The organism is Curtobacterium sp. UNCCL20 (assembly GCF_900101675.1).
GTDB lineage: Bacteria > Actinomycetota > Actinomycetes > Actinomycetales > Microbacteriaceae > Curtobacterium.
In genome coordinates, this window is the sequence record NZ_FNKG01000001.1 from 986379 (window position 1) to 1003869 (window position 17491).

17 protein-coding genes are annotated in these 17491 nt (G+C 72.5%); 8 read left to right on the forward strand and 9 right to left on the reverse strand.

The genetic code is table 11. The annotated features are described in order from the left end of the window. The first annotated feature begins 23 nt into the window (after positions 1–23). Positions 24–689, forward strand: coding sequence for a DUF4166 domain-containing protein (locus tag BLT36_RS04915; RefSeq protein WP_092092439.1), 666 nt, complete (start codon positions 24–26; stop codon positions 687–689). Between the two features lie 2 nt (positions 690–691). Next, a complete protein-coding gene (locus BLT36_RS04920; protein ID WP_092094335.1) occupies positions 692–1684 on the forward strand; it encodes an epimerase in 993 nt (330 codons plus the stop codon). Here BLT36_RS04920 and BLT36_RS04925 read toward each other — a convergent pair. Continuing rightward, on the reverse strand, positions 1653–2615 hold the full coding sequence (locus tag BLT36_RS04925) for an EamA family transporter (RefSeq protein ID WP_092092441.1): 963 nt from the start codon (positions 2613–2615) through the stop codon (positions 1653–1655). The two genes, BLT36_RS04920 and BLT36_RS04925, sit on opposite strands and share 32 nt — an antisense overlap. A 72-nt stretch (positions 2616–2687) precedes the next feature. On the opposite strand from BLT36_RS04925, the gene BLT36_RS04930 reads away from it, so the two are divergent. After that, on the forward strand, positions 2688–3602 hold the full coding sequence (locus BLT36_RS04930) for a LysR family transcriptional regulator (RefSeq protein WP_092092443.1): 915 nt from the start codon (positions 2688–2690) through the stop codon (positions 3600–3602). A gap of 65 nt (positions 3603–3667) precedes the next feature. Here the strand turns inward: BLT36_RS04930 and purB are convergent, their stop codons facing one another. The 3 genes from purB to BLT36_RS04945 all read right to left on the reverse strand — a co-directional run bounded on the left by purB (position 3668) and on the right by BLT36_RS04945 (position 6086). Then, positions 3668–5053, reverse strand: coding sequence for an adenylosuccinate lyase (purB, locus tag BLT36_RS04935; RefSeq protein ID WP_092092445.1), 1386 nt, complete (start codon positions 5051–5053; stop codon positions 3668–3670). After that, positions 5050–5562 carry a low molecular weight protein-tyrosine-phosphatase gene (locus BLT36_RS04940; RefSeq protein ID WP_092092447.1) on the reverse strand — a complete coding sequence of 171 codons (513 nt, stop codon included), beginning with the start codon at positions 5560–5562 and terminating at the stop codon, positions 5050–5052. The genes purB and BLT36_RS04940 overlap by 4 nt, the downstream gene beginning before the upstream one ends. 125 nt (positions 5563–5687) lie before the next feature. Then, the gene (locus BLT36_RS04945; protein ID WP_092092448.1) at positions 5688–6086 is read right to left on the reverse strand and encodes a phage holin family protein; all 399 of its coding nucleotides are present in this window, start codon (positions 6084–6086) and stop codon (positions 5688–5690) included. Between the two features lie 161 nt (positions 6087–6247). Between BLT36_RS04945 and BLT36_RS04950 the strand changes: the two genes are divergently transcribed. The 5 genes from BLT36_RS04950 to BLT36_RS04970 all read left to right on the forward strand — a co-directional run bounded on the left by BLT36_RS04950 (position 6248) and on the right by BLT36_RS04970 (position 11848). Further along, complete coding sequence (locus tag BLT36_RS04950) at positions 6248–7327, forward strand: histidinol-phosphate transaminase (protein ID WP_092092450.1); 1080 nt, start codon at positions 6248–6250, stop codon at positions 7325–7327. A 23-nt stretch (positions 7328–7350) separates the two neighbouring features. Continuing rightward, complete coding sequence (locus BLT36_RS04955) at positions 7351–8487, forward strand: thiamine pyrophosphate-dependent dehydrogenase E1 component subunit alpha (protein ID WP_092092452.1); 1137 nt, start codon at positions 7351–7353, stop codon at positions 8485–8487. 86 nt (positions 8488–8573) lie between these two features. Continuing rightward, the gene (locus BLT36_RS04960; RefSeq protein ID WP_092094337.1) at positions 8574–9533 is read left to right on the forward strand and encodes an alpha-ketoacid dehydrogenase subunit beta; all 960 of its coding nucleotides are present in this window, start codon (positions 8574–8576) and stop codon (positions 9531–9533) included. A gap of 41 nt (positions 9534–9574) precedes the next feature. After that, positions 9575–11185 carry a dihydrolipoamide acetyltransferase family protein gene (locus BLT36_RS04965; protein WP_092092454.1) on the forward strand — a complete coding sequence of 537 codons (1611 nt, stop codon included), beginning with the start codon at positions 9575–9577 and terminating at the stop codon, positions 11183–11185. An 87-nt stretch (positions 11186–11272) separates the two neighbouring features. After that, a complete protein-coding gene (locus BLT36_RS04970) occupies positions 11273–11848 on the forward strand; it encodes a GNAT family N-acetyltransferase (protein ID WP_092092456.1) in 576 nt (191 codons plus the stop codon). A gap of 94 nt (positions 11849–11942) precedes the next feature. On the opposite strand, the gene BLT36_RS04975 is transcribed toward BLT36_RS04970, so the two are convergent. The 5 genes from BLT36_RS04975 to BLT36_RS04995 all read right to left on the reverse strand — a co-directional run bounded on the left by BLT36_RS04975 (position 11943) and on the right by BLT36_RS04995 (position 17385). Further along, a complete protein-coding gene (locus BLT36_RS04975; protein ID WP_139166368.1) occupies positions 11943–12140 on the reverse strand; it encodes a hypothetical protein in 198 nt (65 codons plus the stop codon). Positions 12141–12145: 5 nt separating this feature from the next. After that, entirely contained in the window at positions 12146–13426 is a 1281-nt protein-coding gene (locus BLT36_RS04980; RefSeq protein ID WP_139166369.1) for an alpha/beta hydrolase, read from the reverse strand. Then, a complete protein-coding gene (locus BLT36_RS04985) occupies positions 13423–15444 on the reverse strand; it encodes a bifunctional lysylphosphatidylglycerol flippase/synthetase MprF (protein WP_175529492.1) in 2022 nt (673 codons plus the stop codon). The genes BLT36_RS04980 and BLT36_RS04985 overlap by 4 nt, the downstream gene beginning before the upstream one ends. 113 nt (positions 15445–15557) lie before the next feature. Beyond that, complete coding sequence (locus BLT36_RS04990) at positions 15558–16760, reverse strand: sensor histidine kinase (RefSeq protein WP_092092463.1); 1203 nt, start codon at positions 16758–16760, stop codon at positions 15558–15560. Further along, a complete protein-coding gene (locus BLT36_RS04995; protein ID WP_092092465.1) occupies positions 16753–17385 on the reverse strand; it encodes a response regulator transcription factor in 633 nt (210 codons plus the stop codon). Before BLT36_RS04995 ends, BLT36_RS04990 begins: the two co-directional genes overlap by 8 nt. Positions 17386–17491 lie beyond the last annotated feature (106 nt).

Below are 17491 nucleotides of genomic sequence, written 5' to 3' on the forward strand. Positions count from 1 at the left end.
GTGGACATGCCAGGATCGGGAGCGTGACCCGGTCGCCCTACGAGCTGAGCGCGACGCCGGACGTCCTCGCCCGGCTGCACCCCCGGCTGCGGACGTACTTCGGACCGATCCCGCCCGGGCACGTCGGCCGTGGCGAGGGGGTCTTCACCGTGGTGGGGACGCCGCGCCGGTGGCTCTGGCCCGTCCTCGCGTGGTTCGCCCGTGACGCCGTCATGTTCCCGGTCTGGGAACGGGACGTCCCCTTCACGGTCGAGAACCGGCCGGCTCGCGTCCGTCGTGGTGCGCACGGCCTGGAGGAACGGATCGCCGTCCGCGCCCACCGCACCTTCCGCTTCCGCTCCGGGGACCGCACGATGGTGGACGCCATCACCGCCGAACCGGACGGTCTGGTCGACCACCTCGGTCGCCACGGGCGTGTCAGCGCGCTCCTGCGGACGGAGGTCGACGCGGCGGGATCGGACGCGGGTGCCCTGCGCCTGGTCTCCACGCGGGTGTCGTTCCGCGCGCTGGGACGCGAGGTGCGCCTTCCGGCCCCGATCGCCCCGCGTGTGACGCTCGTGGAACGATTCGATGACGAAGCCGACGTGCAGCGCGTGTCCCTGGTGCTCCGGGCGCCGCTCGTCGGCACGCTGTACCGGTACGAGGGGGCGTTCCGGTACGAGATCGCGCCGGACCGAGACGGGGGATGACGATGAGCGACGAGAGCGTCGGGACGACCAGGGGCCGAGCGGTGATCGCCGGCGCGAGCGGGTTCGTCGGGAAGTACCTGCAGGACGCGTTCCGCGACGAGGGCTACGAGGTCGTCACCATCGGCCGCAGCGGCGACGCGGTGTGGGGCAACACCCTCCGCGTCCGCGAGCTCGTCGACGGTGCCGAACTCGTCGTGAACATGGCCGGGAAGAGCGTGAACTGCCGGTACGGGCGGCGGAACCGGGCGGAGATCATCCGTTCCCGTGTGGACACCACCCTCGAGCTCGCCGAGGCGATCCGCACGAGCGAGCACCCGCCGCCGCTGTGGGTGAACGCGTCGACGGCGACGATCTACCGGCATGCCGACGACCGGCCGCAGGACGAGGCGACCGGCGAGCTCGGCGAGGGGTTCTCGGTGTCCGTGGCGAAGGCGTGGGAGGACGCCCTGTTCGCTGCCGACCTGCCCGGCACCCGCCGCGTCGCCCTGCGGATGGCGATCGTGTTCGGCGACGGCAGCGCCCTCGTGCCGCTCCTCCGCCTGGCGCAGGCCGGACTCGGTGGACCGCAGTACGACGGCCCCTGGTTCCCGACCCGTTCTCGGCTGCGGGCGGGGACGTACCACCACGACCGGCACACCCGGGGCCGGCAGAGGTTCAGCTGGGTGCACATCGCCGACGTCCTCGGGGCGATCCGCTTCGTCCGCGACCACGACGCCATCGACGGCCCGGTGAACGTGTCGAGCCCGAACCCGTCGGACAACCGCACCGTGATGGCGACGATCCGGGACGCCGTCGGCCGCCGGTTCGGGCTGCCGACGTGGCGGTGGATGCTCGAGATCGGGTCCTTCGCGATCCGCACCGAGACCGAGCTGGTCCTGAAGAGCCGGTGGGTGGTGCCGACGCGCCTGGTCGAGGCCGGCTACGAGTTCCGGTACCCGCACCTGCGCGGTGCGCTCGCGGGGATCATCGCCGAGCGTCGCCAGCACCGGGGCTGACCGCCGGTGCGGGGGCGTCGACCGGGACGCTGCCGGTCGGCACGGGGACCAACGTCACCTCCGGGCGACGTGCCGGCCGTGACGACCACAGCACCGCGGCCACCACCACGGCGCCGGCGACGACCTCGACGACGTCCGGCACCTCGCCGAACGCCAGCCACGAGGCGAGCACCCCGACCACCGGGACGAGCATCGAGAACGGCGCGACCGTGCTCGACGGGTACGCCGCCATCAGCCGCGACCAGATGCCGTACCCGACGAGCGTGGCGACCAGCACGATGTAGAGCAGCCCGAGGTCGGCGGGCAGCGCCTCGGCCGTGAACGCGGTCCCGACCGCGCGGCCGATCCGGTCCGGCCCCTCGACGACGAACGACAGCACGGCCATCGGGACCGGCGGCACGATCGACCACCAGAGGGTCAGGTGCAGCGGGTTCGACGCTCCGGCCCGCCGCGTCGCGACGTTGCCGATCGCCCACCCGAGGGCGCCGCAGAGGGCGAGCACGACCGGCAGCAGGGCCGCCGCCTGCGCCCGGTGCACCGCGATCGCGGCGAGGGCCCCCACCGCGATGGTCACACCGATGACCTGCCGTCCGGTCAGCCGCTCACGCAGGAACACCCCGGCGAGCACGACGGTGAACGGCGCCGAGGCCTGCAGGACGAGCGAGGCGAGCCCCGACGGGAGCCCCGCGGCCATCCCGAGGTACAGGAACGCGAACTGCAGCACCCCGAGCCCCAGACCGACGAGCAGCAGGCGTCCGAACGGGATCCGGGGTCGCGGCACCAGCAGCACGGTCGGCACCGCCAGCAGGGTGAACCGGATCGCGGCGAGCAGGAACGGCGGGAAGTGCTCGAGTGCGAGCGCCGTCGCGGGGAAGTTGAGGCCCCAGACGACGGCGACGACCACGGCGAGGAGACGATCACGGGGGAGCACGGGATCCAGCCTGGAGCCCTTGCGGATGTAGCACCAGCGAATGTTCCGCAAGCGTCGTTGTAGCCTCCCTGCATGGTCGACTTCGACGTGCAGCTCCTCGCCGTCCTCCGCGAACTCGCCGAACGGGGCAGCGTCACCGCCGTCGCCGAGGCCACGCACCGCACGCCGAGTGCGGTGTCCCAGCAGTTGCAGACCCTGCAGCGTCAGGTCGGTGCCGTCCTGGTCGAGCGGATCGGGCGCGGCGTCCGGCTCACCGAGGACGGCCGGGTGCTCGCGGGACTGGCTGCCGGAGTGGCCACGGCGATCGCCACGGTGGACGCCGCGTGGAGCGAGCACCTCGGTGGCGCGTCCGGACGGGTCGACCTCGCCGTGTTCCCGTCCGCCGCGGAGCTGCTGCTCCCCGGGCTCCTCACCCGGATGCAGGACCACCCCGGCATCGAGCTCGTCCTGGTCGACGTGGACGTCAGCGAGGACGAGTTCGGCCCGCTCGCCGCCGACCACGACGTCGTGATCGGGCACCGGCCGGACGGAGCGCCGCCGGCGGGGCGTGGCGCGCTCGAGACGGTGTCGCTCCTGCGGGAACCCCTCGACGTCGCGCTGCCGCTCGGGCACCGCCTGGCGTCACGTGCGCGCGTCGGCATCGACGACGTCGTCGGGGAGTCGTGGATCGGCGTGCCGGAGGGCTACCCGATCGACCGGGTGCTCACCGCGATGGCGGCCGCGACGGACACCCCGCCGAGCGTCGGGTTCCGGACGATCCACCTGCCGGTCATCGAGAACCTCGTCGCCGCGGGGCACGGCGTCGCGCTGGTGCCGCGGTACACGTCGGGCACGCGGGCGCCAGGACGCTTCCACCTGGCCGAGCTCGCCGACGTCCGCGCCGGCCGCCGGATCGAAGCGCTGGTGCGCCCGGACCGTGCGGTCCGTCCCGTGGTCCGCACCGTCCTGGAGGCGCTGGTCGCCGAAGCAGTGGACGTCACCACCTGAGACGGTGACGTGTGCGGCGGGGCCGCCCCGCGCCTCCAGGCCGCCTGTTCCGGGAAGAGCGGGCCCTACACGTCCAGGTGGTCGACCAGCTCGTCGGCCAGGCCCGTGTAGGTCGCCGGCGTCAGGTTGGTCAGGCGCGCCTTCGCACCCGAGGAGATGTCCAGCCCGTTCACGAACGCGATCAGGTCCTGCTGTCCGATGCGCTTGCCGCGCGTGAGTTCCTTGAGCATCGCGTACGGGTCCTCGATGTTCGACTGCCCGGCGGTGACCTCGGCACGGATGACCGTCTGGATGGCCTCGGCGAGCACCTCCCAGTTGTGGTCGAGGTCCTCGGCGAGCCGGCCCTCGTTCACGGCGATCTCGCCCAGGCCGCGCCGCAGGTTGTCGAGCGCGAGCAGCGAGTGTCCGAACGCGACCCCGATGTTCCGCTGCGTGGTGGAGTCGGTCAGGTCCCGCTGCAGCCGGCTCGTCACCAGCGTCTCGGAGAGCGTGGAGAACAGCGCCGACGAGATCTCGAGGTTCGCCTCGGCGTTCTCGAACCGGATCGGGTTGATCTTGTGCGGCATCGTCGACGATCCCGTGGCGCCGGCGACCGGGATCTGCGTGAAGTACCCCATCGAGATGTAGGTCCACACGTCGGTCGCCAGGTTGTGCAGGATGCGGTTCGCGTGGCGGACCCGGTCGTAGAGCTCCGCCTGCCAGTCGTGCGACTCGATCTGCGTCGTCAGCGGGTTCCAGGTGAGGCCGAGGCCCTCGACGAACTCGCGCGACAGCGCGGGCCAGTCGGCCTCAGGGTCGGCCGCGAGGTGGGCCGAGAACGTGCCCGTCGCGCCGGAGAACTTCCCGAGGTACTCGCCGCCCTCGATCTGGGCGAGGACACGCTCGAGGCGGTACACGACCACCGCGAGCTCCTTGCCGAGCGTCGTCGGGGTGGCCGGCTGCCCGTGGGTGTGAGAGAGCATCGGGACGCTCTTCAGCTCGTCGGCCATCGCGCGGAGCACGGCCAGGACGGCGCGGAACGCGGGCAGCCACACCTGCTCGACGGTGTCGCGCACGGTGAGGGCGTACGAGAGGTTGTTGACGTCCTCGCTCGTGGCCGCGAAGTGCGTCAGCTCGGCGATCGCGTCGAGCCCGAGCTCGGCCAGACGCCGACGGACGAAGTACTCGACCGCCTTGACGTCGTGGCGGGTCGTCGCCTCGATCTCGGCGAGTTCGGCGATCTGGTCCTGGCCGAACGTCTCCACGACCCGGCGGAGCGCGGCCTTGTCGTCGACACTGAGCGGCGACGTGGTGAACATCGCGTGGTCGGTCAGGAAGATGAGCCACTCGACCTCGACCACGATGCGTGCGCGGTTGAGGCCGGCCTCGGAGAGGTGCTCGCCCACCGTGTGCACGATCGGGTAGTAGCGCCCGTCGAGCGGGCTGATCGGCTGCGGGGGAAGGGGGGTCATGGGGCTCCCTGACGGACTGCCGGCTCGAGTTGGCGGAAGAGCGCCCGGCAGGCCCGTTCGACGGTCGAGAGCACTCGGTCGAACTCGTGCCGGTCCGCGTAGTACGGATCCGGTACGTCGGTCTGCTGGGGCCAGGCGTCGTCGTACCGCAACAGGAGCGTCACCTTCGCGGCGTCGTCCATGGTCGGTGCCCACGAGCGCAGGATGCGTTCGTGGGAGCGGTCGAGTGCGACCACCAGGTCGAGGTCCGGGAACCGGTCCGGGTCGAACTGACGGGCGCGATGCCTGCTGCCATCGTATCCGCGTGCTGCGAGTGCTGCGATCGTGCGCTCGTCGGCGGGTTCGCCGACGTGCCAGTCGCCGGTGCCGGCGGACTCGACCTGGAACCGGTCGGTGAGCCCGGCGTCGGCGGCGAGCTGGGCGAAGACGATGCCGGCCATGGGGGAGCGGCAGATGTTGCCGCTGCAGACGAACGAGACACGGAACGGGGCGTCGGCGTCCGTGGTCATGGGGACATCATGGCGCAGCGGGGACTCGTGCGCGACGGCTGTCGTCTCGTCCGCCTCCGGCAGGTGCGCTGGTGGTGCGTCGTCGGCTCGCGTCAGGCGCGCAGGTGGCGCGTCGTCGGCTCCCGTCACGCGCGCGGGCGGTTGAGCACCGGGCGGGCGAACAGCCCGATCAGCCAGGCGAACACGGCGAGCACGAAGGCGCCCACGATGCCCCAGCCGAACGAGTCGACGTGCAGCCCGAACCCGAACGCGTCCGAGATCCCCGCGACGATGAGCAGCAGGATCGCGTTCACCACGAACGAGATGAGTCCGAGCGTCAGGATGTAGATCGGGAAGGCCACGATCCGGATCAGCGTGCCGATCACCGCGTTCACGAGACCGAACACGAACGCCACCAGCAGGAACGTCAGCACGGTGGCGGTGGTGCCGCCGTCGCCGAAAGGGGTGACGGAGACGCCGCTCACGATGAGCGTGGTGAGCCAGAGCGCGACGGCGTTGACGACGAGGCGGACGAGGAATCGCATGGACCCATGATGCCCTCCTGCCCCCGAGGGCGTGCCGGATGGGTGCCGGACGTGCGTCGGACGGCTGCCGGTAGCCTGAGCGGGTGAGTGGCGAGCGCGTGCACATCCGGCGCTTGGATGGGCCCGGCATCGCGGTGCTCCCCGCCCGGTAGCCTGAGCGGGTGAGTGACGAGCGCGTGCACATCCGGCCCGAGATCGCGGTGCTCCCGGCCTACAAGCAGGGACGCCAGGCCGCGGCCGACGCCTTCAAGCTGTCCAGCAACGAGAACCCGTTCCCGCCACTGCCCGGTGTGGTCGAGGCGGTGCAGGCGCAGACGGCGTTCAACCGCTACCCCGACGCCACCGCCCTGGCCGTCCGTGCCGTGCTCGCGAACCGCTTCGGCCTCACGGTCGACGAGGTCCACGTGGCCCCGGGCAGCGTGGCGGTCCTGCACGAGCTCGCGAAGGCCACGTCCGGCCCCGGCGACGAGATCGTGTACGCCTGGCGCTCCTTCGAGGCGTACCCCGGCGTCGTCACCGTGGCGGGTGCCACGAGCGTGCAGGTGCCGAACCGTGCCGACGGCGGCCACGACCTCGACGCGATGGCCGCCGCGGTGACCGACCGGACCCGCATGGTGATCGTCTGCACGCCGAACAACCCGACCGGGCCGATCGTCACCGGCGCTGAGTTCGAGGCGTTCATGGCCGCCGTGCCCTCAACGGTGCTCGTCGTGCTGGACGAGGCGTACGCCGAGTTCGTCACCGACGTGACCGCGGTCCGCGGCGCCGCGCTGCTCGAGCGCTACCCGAACCTCGTCGTCCTCCGCACCTTCTCGAAGGCGTACGGGCTCGCCGGACTCCGCGTCGGCTACGCCCTCGGCCCGGCGTACGTGCTCGACGCCGTACGTGCCTGCGCCATCCCGCTGTCGGTGACGGCGCAGGGGCAGGCTGCGGCTCTCGCCAGTCTCGAGCGCGAGAGCGAACTCCTCGAGCGCGTCGCCGAGCTCGCCGCCCGCCGCGACCGCGTCGTCCGGGCGCTCCGGGCCCAGGGGTGGGCCGTCCCCGATGCGCAGGGCAACTTCGTCTGGCTGCCGACGGGCGAGGGCACGGCGGTCGCGGCCGAGGCGTTCGAGCGCGCCGGCATCATCGTCCGGGCCTTCGCGCCCGAGGGCATCCGCATCTCGATCGGTGAGCACGAGGCTGTGGAAACGCTCCTCGAAACGGCCCGTGCACTTGTGGGGGACCTCCAGGCAGCGGAGTAGTCGCTGCCGCTACGCTGGCCCGCATGTCATTCCGCGCCGCGGCCCCCGCGACGACCACCATCCGGCTCCTCGACCCCGAGGGCCGGTTCGTGGAGACCGACGAGAACGCCGAGTTCGCCGCCGCTGCGCGTACGATCCCGGACGAGACCCTGCTGGCGATGCACCGCCGCATGGTCCTCACCCGTCGGTTCGACCACGCCGGTCACAACCTCCAGCGCACCGGCCAGCTCGGCCTCTGGGTGCCGAGCCACGGGCAGGAAGCGGCCCAGGTCGGTTCGGTGTTCGCGCTCCGCGCCCAGGACCACGTCTTCCCGTCGTACCGCGAGCACGCCGTCACGATGCACCGCGGCGTCGAGCCGATGGAGATCATCGCGATGTACCGCGGCCAGACGCACGGCGGCTGGGACCCGGACCAGCGCGGCAACACGCACATCTCCACGCTCGTCATCGGCTCGCAGACCCTGCACGCCACCGGTTACGCGCTCGGGCAGAAGCTCGACGGCGACGTCGGCACGGGCGATCCCGACCGCGACGCCTGCTCCATCGTCTACTTCGGTGACGGCGCCACCAGCCAGGGCGACGTGAACGAGGCGTTCGTGTTCTCGGCGTCGACGAAGGCCCCGGTCGTCTTCTTCCTGCAGAACAACCACTGGGCGATCTCGGTCCCGGTGTCCGTGCAGTCGCCCACTCCGCTCGTCGACCGCCCGCGCGGCTTCGGCATCCCCAGTGTCCTCATCGACGGCAACGACGTCCTGGCGTCCTACACGGCGTCCGTCGTCGCCACCGACCACGCCCGCAGCGGCCAGGGCCCGGCCTTCATCGAGGCGGACACCTACCGCATCGGCGCCCACACCAGCTCGGACGATCCGAGCCGGTACCGGGCCGACGGCGAGCTCGAGGAGTGGGTGCGCCGCGACCCGATCGTCCGGTCCGAGGCGTACCTGCGTTCCAAGGGCGCGACGGACGAGCAGTTCGCCGCGTTCGACGAGGAGGGCGAGGACATCGCCGCCGACGTCCGCCGTCGCACGGTGGCCCTGACGCCGCCGTCCGTCGATGTCATGTTCGACAACGTCTACCGCGAGCCGCACCCGCTGATCGCCGAGCAGAAGGCCTGGCTCGAACAGTACGAGGCCGGCTTCGAAGGGGGCGCCCACGCATGAGCACCACCGAGCAGCTCTTCGACTACACGCTGCGCTCCCACCCGGGCGCCGGCGAGGTCCCGAGCGACCCCACCCCGACCCTGCCGATGGCGAAGGCCCTGAACGCCGGGCTCGCCGCTGCGATGCAGGCGGACGACAAGGTCCTGCTGATGGGTGAGGACATCGGCCAGCTGGGCGGCGTCTTCCGCATCACCGAGGGCCTGCAGGACCGCTTCGGCCCCGAGCGCGTGCGGGACACTCCGCTCGCCGAGGCCGGCATCATCGGCACCGCGATCGGCCTGGCCCTGCGCGGTTACCGTCCGGTCGTCGAGATCCAGTTCGACGGGTTCGTCTGGCCGGGCTTCGACCAGATCACGTCGCAGCTCGCGAAGATGGCGAACCGGCTGCCGGCGCACATGTCGCTGCCCGTGGTGATCCGGATCCCCTACGGCGGCCACATCGGTGCCGTCGAGCACCACCAGGAGTCCCCCGAGGCGTACTTCGCCCACACTCCGGGTCTCCGCGTCGTCAGCCCGAGCACCCCGAACGACGCCTACTGGATGATCCAGGAAGCGATCGCCTCGAAGGACCCGGTCGTCTTCCTCGAGCCGAAGTCCCGCTACTGGCCGAAGGGTCAGGTCGACCTGGTCGACGGTCACGTGCCGATGCACACGGCCCGGGTCGCCCGCACCGGCACCGAGGTCACCCTCGTCGGGCACGGCGCGATGGTCGCGACGCTGATGCAGGCCGCTGACATCGCCGAGTCCGAGGGCACCAGCTGCGAGGTCATCGATCTCCGCTCGATCTCGCCGATCGACTGGGAGCCCGTGCTCGCATCGGTCCGGAAGACCGGTCGGCTCGTCATCGCGCAAGAGGCCTCCGGCTTCGTCAGCGTCGGCAGCGAGATCGCCGCGACGGTCGCTGAAAAGGCGTTCTACACGATGCAGGCACCGCCGCTGCGGGTCTCCGGGTTCGACGTGCCGTTCCCGGTCTCGAAGCTCGAACACCTGCACTTGCCGGACGCCGACCGCGTCCTCGAGGCCGTCGACCGCGCCCTCGCCTACTGACCCGTCCGACCGAGCACGACCAGATCCGCGAAGGAGCCGTAGTGGCCGCCGCCGAATTCCCCCTGCCCGACGTGGGCGAAGGTCTCACCGAGGCCGAGATCGTGCAGTGGCGCGTCGCGATCGGGGACGAGATCGCCGTCGACCAGGTCCTCGTCGAGATCGAGACGGCGAAGTCGCTGGTCGAGCTGCCGTCGCCGTTCGCCGGCACCGTCACCGGGCTGCTCGTGTCCGAGGGCGACACCGTCGAGGTCGGCAAGCCGATCATCCGCGTGGACTCCGACGCGTCGGTCGCCTCCGGTGCGGCCCTCACGCCGCCTGCGGAACAGCCTGTCGAGCAGCCTGGAGGCGCGGCGCCCGTCGCCCAGACCGCACCCGTCTCGCCCGTGGTCGCGTCCACCCCGCCGGCCCCTGCAGCCCCGTCGGCCCCGGTCGCGCAGACCCCGCCCGCTCCCGCGGCGGTGCCGGCACGCGCCGCTGCCCCCGCACCGGCAACGCCTGCCCCTGCCGCCGCGCCGGCGGCGCCGGTCCAGCCGGTCGCCGTCGACGCGACCGTTCAGGGAACCGACGAGTCCTCCGGCGCCGTCCTCGTCGGCTACGGCTCGGCGACGTCGTCGCCCTCCCGCCGCAAGCCGGGCGCCCGCCGGGCCGCAGCGCTCGCGGCCGAGGCGAGCCGCGCCTCCAGTGTGGACGCCGCAGCTGCAGCCGAAGCCGCCGTCGACCCCGGTGAGGACAGCACCGCCCAGGCGATCACCGCCCAGGGCTCCGCTCCCGCGCACAAGCAGAGCGTCGCGACGAACGTCCTCGCGAAGCCGCCGATCCGGAAGCTCGCGAAGGACCTCGGCGTCGAGCTGACCGAGATCGTGGCGACCGGACTCGCGGGCGAGGTCACCCGCGACGACGTCATCCGCCACGCCAAGCAGGCCAGCGTCTTCCGCAACATCGAGACGCCCGAGTGGGGCGAGGTGCGCAGCGAGACGATCCCGGTCAAGGGCGTCCGCAAGGCCATCGCGACCGCGATGACGACCTCGGCGTTCACCGCGCCGCACGTGTCGCTGTTCGTCGACGTCGACGCGACCCACACGATGGAGTTCGTCAAGCGTCTGAAGGCCTCGCCGACGTTCGCCGGCGTGAAGGTCTCGCCGCTGCTCATCGTCGCGAAGGCCGTCATCTGGGCCGTCCGCCGGAACCGCTCGGTTAACTCGACCTGGACCGACCGCGAGATCATCGTCCACCACTTCGTGAACCTCGGCATCGCCGCGGCGACCCCGCGCGGGCTCATCGTGCCGAACATCAAGGACGCGCAGGACATGTCGCTGCTCGAGCTGGCGCAGGCCCTCGAGGAGCTGACCCTGACCGCCCGCGACGGCAAGACCACGCCGAAGCAGATGGCGAACGGGACCGTGTCGATCACGAACATCGGCGTGTTCGGCATGGACACGGGCACCCCGATCCTCAACCCCGGCGAGGTCGCGATCGTCGCCATGGGCACGATCAAGCCGAAGCCGTGGGTCGTCGACGGCGAGGTGCGCTCGCGCATGGTGACGACCATCGGTGCGTCGTTCGACCACCGGGTCGTCGACGGTGACGTGGCGTCGCGCTTCGTGCACGACGTCGCCTCGGTGCTCGAGGAGCCGGCGCTGCTGCTCGACTGATCCCTGCACGTTGCGGACTTCCGCCGGAGTACTGCATCGTCGCGCGCCGTTCACCCGGATGTCGGTGGGCAGCGGGATGATCGACCCATGGTCCACCAGCTCCTGATGCCTGCGCAGGAGATCCGAACGGATCGCCTCCTGCTCACTCCGCTCACCCCGGCGGACATCGACGACGTGCACGGGGTCTTCTCCGACGCGCGCACGTGGACCCACCTGCCGACCGGACGCCACACAGTGAAGGACGCCAGCGTCGACCTCGTCCAGCGCAAGATCGGCGGACGTGCCCGGCACGGCCTCGGCTCGTGGGCCGTGCGGTCGGCCGCGGACCACGTGTTCCTCGGTGTCGGTGGCGTCGACATGACGGCCGCGGGCGTCTGGAACCTCGGCTACCGCCTCCGCCCAGAATCCTGGGGCAACGGCTACGCGACCGAGATCGCCCGGGCGGCGGTGTCCGCGGCGCACGAGATCGCGCCGGTCGTGCCGATCACCGGTCGGGTGCTGACGAACAACCCGGCGTCTGCCGCTGTGCTCGAACGCGCGGGGCTCTCGCTCGTCTGGCAGGGCTCCACGTCCGCCGCGCTGCCGGCGGGGGTCGAGCGGCAGGTCTGGGCCGACCGTGCGCTGTCACGGACGCAGCGGGCCTGGCTCGTCGCGAACGCCTGAGGGCGTCGGGCGCGCTCAGTCCAACCGGCCGGGCATTGGACCACCGGCGCTATGTCCACGCGAGCCCGGGCCACCGGCGATCGACCCGATCGAGTCAGGACCGTTCACGCCGGGACCGTTCATGCCCGGACTGGCCCCTTCCGCCCCGGCCTGCCGCTCCTGGCCCGGCTGCTCCCCACAGCCCCACCGCGACCACGGCCAGCACGAGCACGACCACCGCGACGGGCGCCACCGTCGCCGGCCCGACGCTCAGCAGCAGCATCGCCACCAGGACGACGATCGCCAGCACCACGAGCCTCACCAGAGCGCCCCGAACAGTGCGTCGGACTCGAGCGGCAGGTCGGTGCGGAGCGACCACTGCACCGTGTTCCAGTCGTGGCCGCTCTTCGGCGCGAACGCGATGTCCGTCCGGGCCCCCGCCTTGCGTGCCGCGGCCCCGAGCACCCGGGCGTTCTCGCTGAACTGCCGGTCCGACGACCCCGCGGTGAGCCAGAGTGCGTGCCCGTCGAGCCCGTTCGCCCGCATCTGGGCGATCGGTGCGGCGTCCTTCCAGGCGGCGACGGACCCACCGAACGCCTGGTCGGCGCTGTGCTGCGGGTTCTGGTCGATCGGCTGCCGTTCGCTCGAGATCGCCAGCGCGGCCCCGAAGGACTCCGGGTGAGCGGAGACGAACTGCATCGCGCAGGTCGCCCCCTGCGAGAACCCGGCGAGTCCCCAGGCGCGGCGGTCGGGTGTCACGGGCAGGTGCCGTCTGAGCCAGTCGGGGACGTCCCGGGTGACGTAGGTCGCCGCCTTCCCGAGGGTCGAGTCGACGCACATCGTGTTCCTCCCTGGGGCGGAGAGCTGGTCGACGGACACGACGATCGGCGCGCGGCCGTGGTGTGCGGCGGCGTAGGCGTCGAGGACGGTGCCCATCTGCCCGGCGGTGAACATGTCGCTGGGGGCGCCGGGCTGCCCGGAGAACGCGAGGACGACGGGCAGCGGCGCGGGGTCGCGGACGAGGGCTGCGGGCGGCAGGTACACGACGGCGGGCCGGGCCGGGAACCCGGACCGGGCGCCCGGGATGTCGACGGTGCGGACCTCGCCGACGGTGGGCATCGTCGTCGCGGGGGCGGCGTCGAGGTCGAGTGCCGGGTAGGGGTCGCTCTGCACGACGGTGCCGAGGGTGGGGTACTTGGCGAACTCGACGTTGATGCCGAGGGCGGGGACGAGGAGCGCGGCGGGCACGAGGACGGCGGCGAGCACCCGGCGACCGCGACCGCCCTGCACGATGCCGGTGACCGCGAGCGCCAGGGCAGCGGCCGCGACGGCGCTCCACATCCGGGTGACCGGGCTGAGGGCGACGCCGAAGACGTCGAGCACGTCGCTGACGAACCAGCACACGACGAGGACGACGACGGCGGCTCCGCCGGCGATCGCGGCCCGGACGCCCACGGAGCGCCAGGCGGACCGGTCGCGGAGGCGTCGCAGTGCCGGAAGGAGCACCGCGACACCGAGCACCGCGAACGCCACGTCGGTCGGCACGAGCTTCGACGGCGCCTGCAGTTGCGTCGCCAGCAGCCACTCGGTCGGGCTCATGCGCGCACCGACACCGGTCCGGTCGCTGCCGCCCGGTGCGCCTGCCGGAGCGCCCACAGGTGCTTCGGCCGCAGCCCGGGGACGTACGCGTTGGCCAGTGCCCGGGCGACCCGCGGCACGTGCAGCGGGGTGGGGACGACGATCCAGAGCGGTTCGTGTCGCGCGCCGAACTTCTCCTTGAAGCGCTGCAGCGACCGGAACCCGTACACGGGCTCGAGCACCCGGGCGATCAGCATCGAGCCCCGCGCGACCAGGGACCGCGCGCCGGGGTGGGCGGCGAGCGGCGTGCCGGACAGGCTGATGGTGGTGAGTCCGGCGTCGCGGGCTCGGAGCGCGGTGCGGGCGATGAGGAACTCCATCACCCCGGGCATCCCGTCCTCACCACGGCGCATCACGTCGAGCGTCCAGCCGGTCAGCGCGCCGTGCTCGTACACGGGGAGCCAGCTCGTCACCGCGGTGACGTGGCCGTCTGCGGCGACCGCGAGCATGAGCCGCACGTCGGGGTCGTCGAGTTCGCGGAACCCACCCAGCGTGAAGCCCATCTCCGGCAGGCGACGGTCGGCGGCCCAGCGGGTGCAGATCGCCTCGACCTCGGCACGGCGGTCGGGGTCGAGGGCGTCGAGGGTGGTCCACTCGTCGCGGGTGCCCTCCCGGTCGGCGCGGTTCGACGCGGTCCGGAGGTCCTGGCGCTTCTTGCCGCGCAGGTCGAACGCCGAGACGTCGAGCACGAACTCGACGCCGACGGGCACCGCGGTCCAGCCCTCGGCCGCGAGGATCTCGCGGATCGGCTCGTGCACGCTCGTGAAGGCCGGGATCCAGCCGTTCCGCTCGCAGGAGGCGGTGAAGTCGGCGACGACCTCGGCTCGGTCGGCTGCGGCGCACACCGGGTCGGACACGGTGAGCGCGACCTCGCCGTGGACCCGGTAGGCGACGGCGCCGAGTCCGCCCGGGTGCGTCCAGGTCGCGTTGCCGCGCCAGGTGCCCATGTGTCCGAGGGTGCCGGCGTCGCCGTCGCGGAGCATCTCGACGAGGTCGGCGCGGCTGGTCCCGGCGGCGCGGAAGCGGGCATGCACGAGCGTGCCGCGCAGTGCGACGACGACGAGCAGGACGGCGGCGGGGACGAGCCAGGCGCCGAGCAGGGTGACCTGCCACTCGATCGCGTCGAGCCCGAGGCCCTGCCACTGCACCGAGTCGTCCGTCATCGGCTCGATGAGGAACACGTCGGCGAGCACCGCGGTGAGCGTCAGGAGCACGCCGACGGCCAGGACGATCCCGGAGCGTCGCCCACGCTGGACGAGCCACGCCGAGCAGAGCAGCAGGAGCCCGACCACGACGACGGCGCGGTCGCTCATGGCGTCGGCGAAGAGCGAGAGCACGCCGTCCGGGTCCGGCACGACGAGGGTCACCAGGGTGCCCGCGCCGAGCGCGATGAGGGTCGCGACCACGGCCGTCCGTGCGCTGACCGTGTCGCGCGTGGTGCGGGGGTCCGGACGGGAGGCGCGGCGCACCACGAACGCGCCGGCTGCGGTCCCGAGCAGGGTCGCCAGGGCACGAGCCAGGTCCGATCCGTGACCGGCGAAGAGCACGAGCGTCAGCACGACGGTCCAGAGCGCGGCGCGGGTGCGCCAGCGGTGCTGCGCGGGCATGGCCGCCGACGCGGCGCCGAGCAGGGCCGCCGCGACCGTCGACGGTGCGAAGAGCGGCTGCCCGACGGCGAACTCGGCGTGGGCCTCGCCGAGGGCGGACCCGATCGTGACGGTGAGGAGCGTCCCGAGGACGGCGAGGGTGGGCGCGGCGACCCCGATGACGAGCGTCCGGACGGACCCGAGGGACCGTTCGGCGAGCATGGTCGTCAGAACCACGGCGGCGAGTGCGAGGCAGGCGACGGGCGGGTGGTGCGGGAAGTCGGGTTCGGCGTGCGCCATGCGTGCGGTGACGACGAGGACGACCGCCGCCAGGGTCACGACGACGGAGACCGGGAAGCGACGGAGACGTCCGACGAGCGATGCTGGTGCCACGCTCCCGATTCCAGCGGAGTGCGGGCTCGCCGTCATCGACCCGCGGCGTGAACCCGGATGGCCGATCGGCCATCGCGACTGGCCCGCAGGATGACCCGGTGTCGGCGACGGAGTCAGACGGGCGGCGGTGCGGGGACGTGCTCGACCGGAAGCCGCAGGTGCAGGGCGAACCCGTCGTCCGGCTGCGGGCCGGACTCCATGCTCCCGCCGAGCAGCGACGCCCGCTCTCCGAGCCCGATCAGACCGAGCCCGGACCCGGGCAGTTCGAGCCGGTCGGAGCGGGACGGACCGTTCACCACGTCGACGAGCACGTGCTCGCCGTGGATCCGCCCGCTCACCCGGACGGTCGCGTCGGGGGCGTGCTTCCGGACGTTCGTCAGGCCCTCCTGCACGAACCGGTACACGGCGCGCTGGAGCGGCTGCGCGAGGGTGTCCGGCAGGTCCACGGTGGTGCTCGTCTCGAGACCGCTCTCGGCGATGAGCCGCGGCAGGTCGGCGAGCACCGGCTGCGGGGCGATCTCGCGGTCGGTGCCACCGGACGCCCGGAGCACCTGCACCATCTCGCGCAGCTCCTGCAGCGTCACGACGCACAGCTGCCGGATCGTCCGGGCGAACCCGCGCTCGGCTTCGTCGCGTCCGGCCATCTGCATCGCCCCGGCCTGCACGGCGATGAGGGTCACCTGGTGCGAGACGACGTCGTGCATCTCGCGGGCGAGGAGCGCCCGCTCGCGGGACAGGGCCACGGCGGCGGCCTGTCGGCGCTCGTCCTCGCGGGCGCGGCGGGACTCCACGAGCTGTTCGGTCAGCCGGGCGCGGGTCTGCACGAGCAGCCCGACGGCGAGCGGTCCGAGGGCGAAGATGAGGGCGTAGACGACGCTGACGACGATCTCGTCGAGGGTCTGCGGCGGTCCGACGAACCCGCTGAACCCGATGAACTGCACCAGCGCCGCGAGGAGCATCAGCCAGCGACGGTCGGTGCGCTCCCCGAGGGTGAACAGCGCCACGCTGGCGGCCACCACGGCGGACCCGACGAACAGCCCGGGCATCGTCAACGCGAACGCGAGCACCGGGAACCGGCGGCGCAGGAGGAGTGCTGCGGCGGCGACCAGGGACAGCCACGTCTCGAGCGTCGTCGCTCCGGAGATGTCGAGCACGGCGTCCGCGACGGCGGCCGCGATGAAGAGCACGTCGACCAGCCACCAGGGTGCCCGGTGGGTGCGCACCCAGCGCAGGCCGGCGTCGACGAGGCGGTCGAGCCTCCCGTCGGTCGCACGGAGCACCCGCCCCAGCCGGGCGGCCGTCACCCGCTCAGCCATCCAGCAGTCCCGCTTCGGCGGCGCGGAGCGCGAGCTGGACGCGGGTCGGGACGCCGAAGGCGGCGAGCAGCGCTCGGACGTCCTCCTTGACCGTGCCGGTGCTGACGCCGAGCCGCTGGCCGATGTCGGGGTTGCTCGCGCCGTCCGCCACGAGTCGGAGCACCGCGTGCTCCCGGTCGCTGATCGGCGGGACCTCCAGCGGTGGCCGCGCGGCGAACAGCCGCGTCCGGTCGACGCCGGGTGCGAGGACGACCCCGCCCCGGGCGAGCACGCGGACGTACTCGGCGAGGCCCTCGGGGTCGGTGTCCTTCAGCAGGAAGCCGGCTGCGCCGAGCTCCATCGCCTGCCCGACGTACTCGTCCGTGTCGAAGGTGGTCAGCATCGCGACCGCGGGCGGCTCGGGGAGGGTCCGCAGCTCGCGGAGCACTTCGAGCCCGTTCACCCGCGGCATCCGCACGTCGAGCAGCACCACGTCCGGGGCGTGCTCCCGGATCACCTGCACGGCGTCGACGTCCCCGGTGGTCGCGACGACGTCGATGTCCGGCGCGGCGCCGAGGATGAGTTCGAAGCCGTACCGGACGAGCGTCTCGTCGTCGACGATCACCACGGTTGTCACGGCCGTCATCTTGTCATGCACGTTGGCGTTCCGAAGGTGACTCGCTACTGTGAGGTGCACTGGTCATGTCCGCGCATGACCACCCGCACGACCAGCGACGGAGCACGAGGGACCC

Excerpts from the sequence above, each read along its gene's own strand:
- BLT36_RS04920 (WP_092094335.1), top strand. The coding sequence starts at position 692 with ATGAGCGACGAGAGCGTCGGGACGACCAGGGGCCGAGCGGTGATCGCC.
- BLT36_RS04930 (WP_092092443.1), top strand. The coding sequence starts at position 2,688 with ATGGTCGACTTCGACGTGCAGCTCCTCGCCGTCCTCCGCGAACTCGCC.
- purB (WP_092092445.1), bottom strand. The coding sequence starts at position 5,053 with ATGACCCCCCTTCCCCCGCAGCCGATCAGCCCGCTCGACGGGCGCTAC.
- BLT36_RS04940 (WP_092092447.1), bottom strand. The coding sequence starts at position 5,562 with ATGACCACGGACGCCGACGCCCCGTTCCGTGTCTCGTTCGTCTGCAGC.
- BLT36_RS04945 (WP_092092448.1), bottom strand. The coding sequence starts at position 6,086 with ATGCGATTCCTCGTCCGCCTCGTCGTCAACGCCGTCGCGCTCTGGCTC.
- BLT36_RS04955 (WP_092092452.1), top strand. The coding sequence starts at position 7,351 with ATGTCATTCCGCGCCGCGGCCCCCGCGACGACCACCATCCGGCTCCTC.
- BLT36_RS04960 (WP_092094337.1), top strand. The coding sequence starts at position 8,574 with ATGGCGAAGGCCCTGAACGCCGGGCTCGCCGCTGCGATGCAGGCGGAC.
- BLT36_RS04970 (WP_092092456.1), top strand. The coding sequence starts at position 11,273 with ATGGTCCACCAGCTCCTGATGCCTGCGCAGGAGATCCGAACGGATCGC.
- BLT36_RS04980 (WP_139166369.1), bottom strand. The coding sequence starts at position 13,426 with ATGAGCCCGACCGAGTGGCTGCTGGCGACGCAACTGCAGGCGCCGTCG.
- BLT36_RS04990 (WP_092092463.1), bottom strand. The coding sequence starts at position 16,760 with ATGGCTGAGCGGGTGACGGCCGCCCGGCTGGGGCGGGTGCTCCGTGCG.
- BLT36_RS04995 (WP_092092465.1), bottom strand. The coding sequence starts at position 17,385 with ATGACGGCCGTGACAACCGTGGTGATCGTCGACGACGAGACGCTCGTC.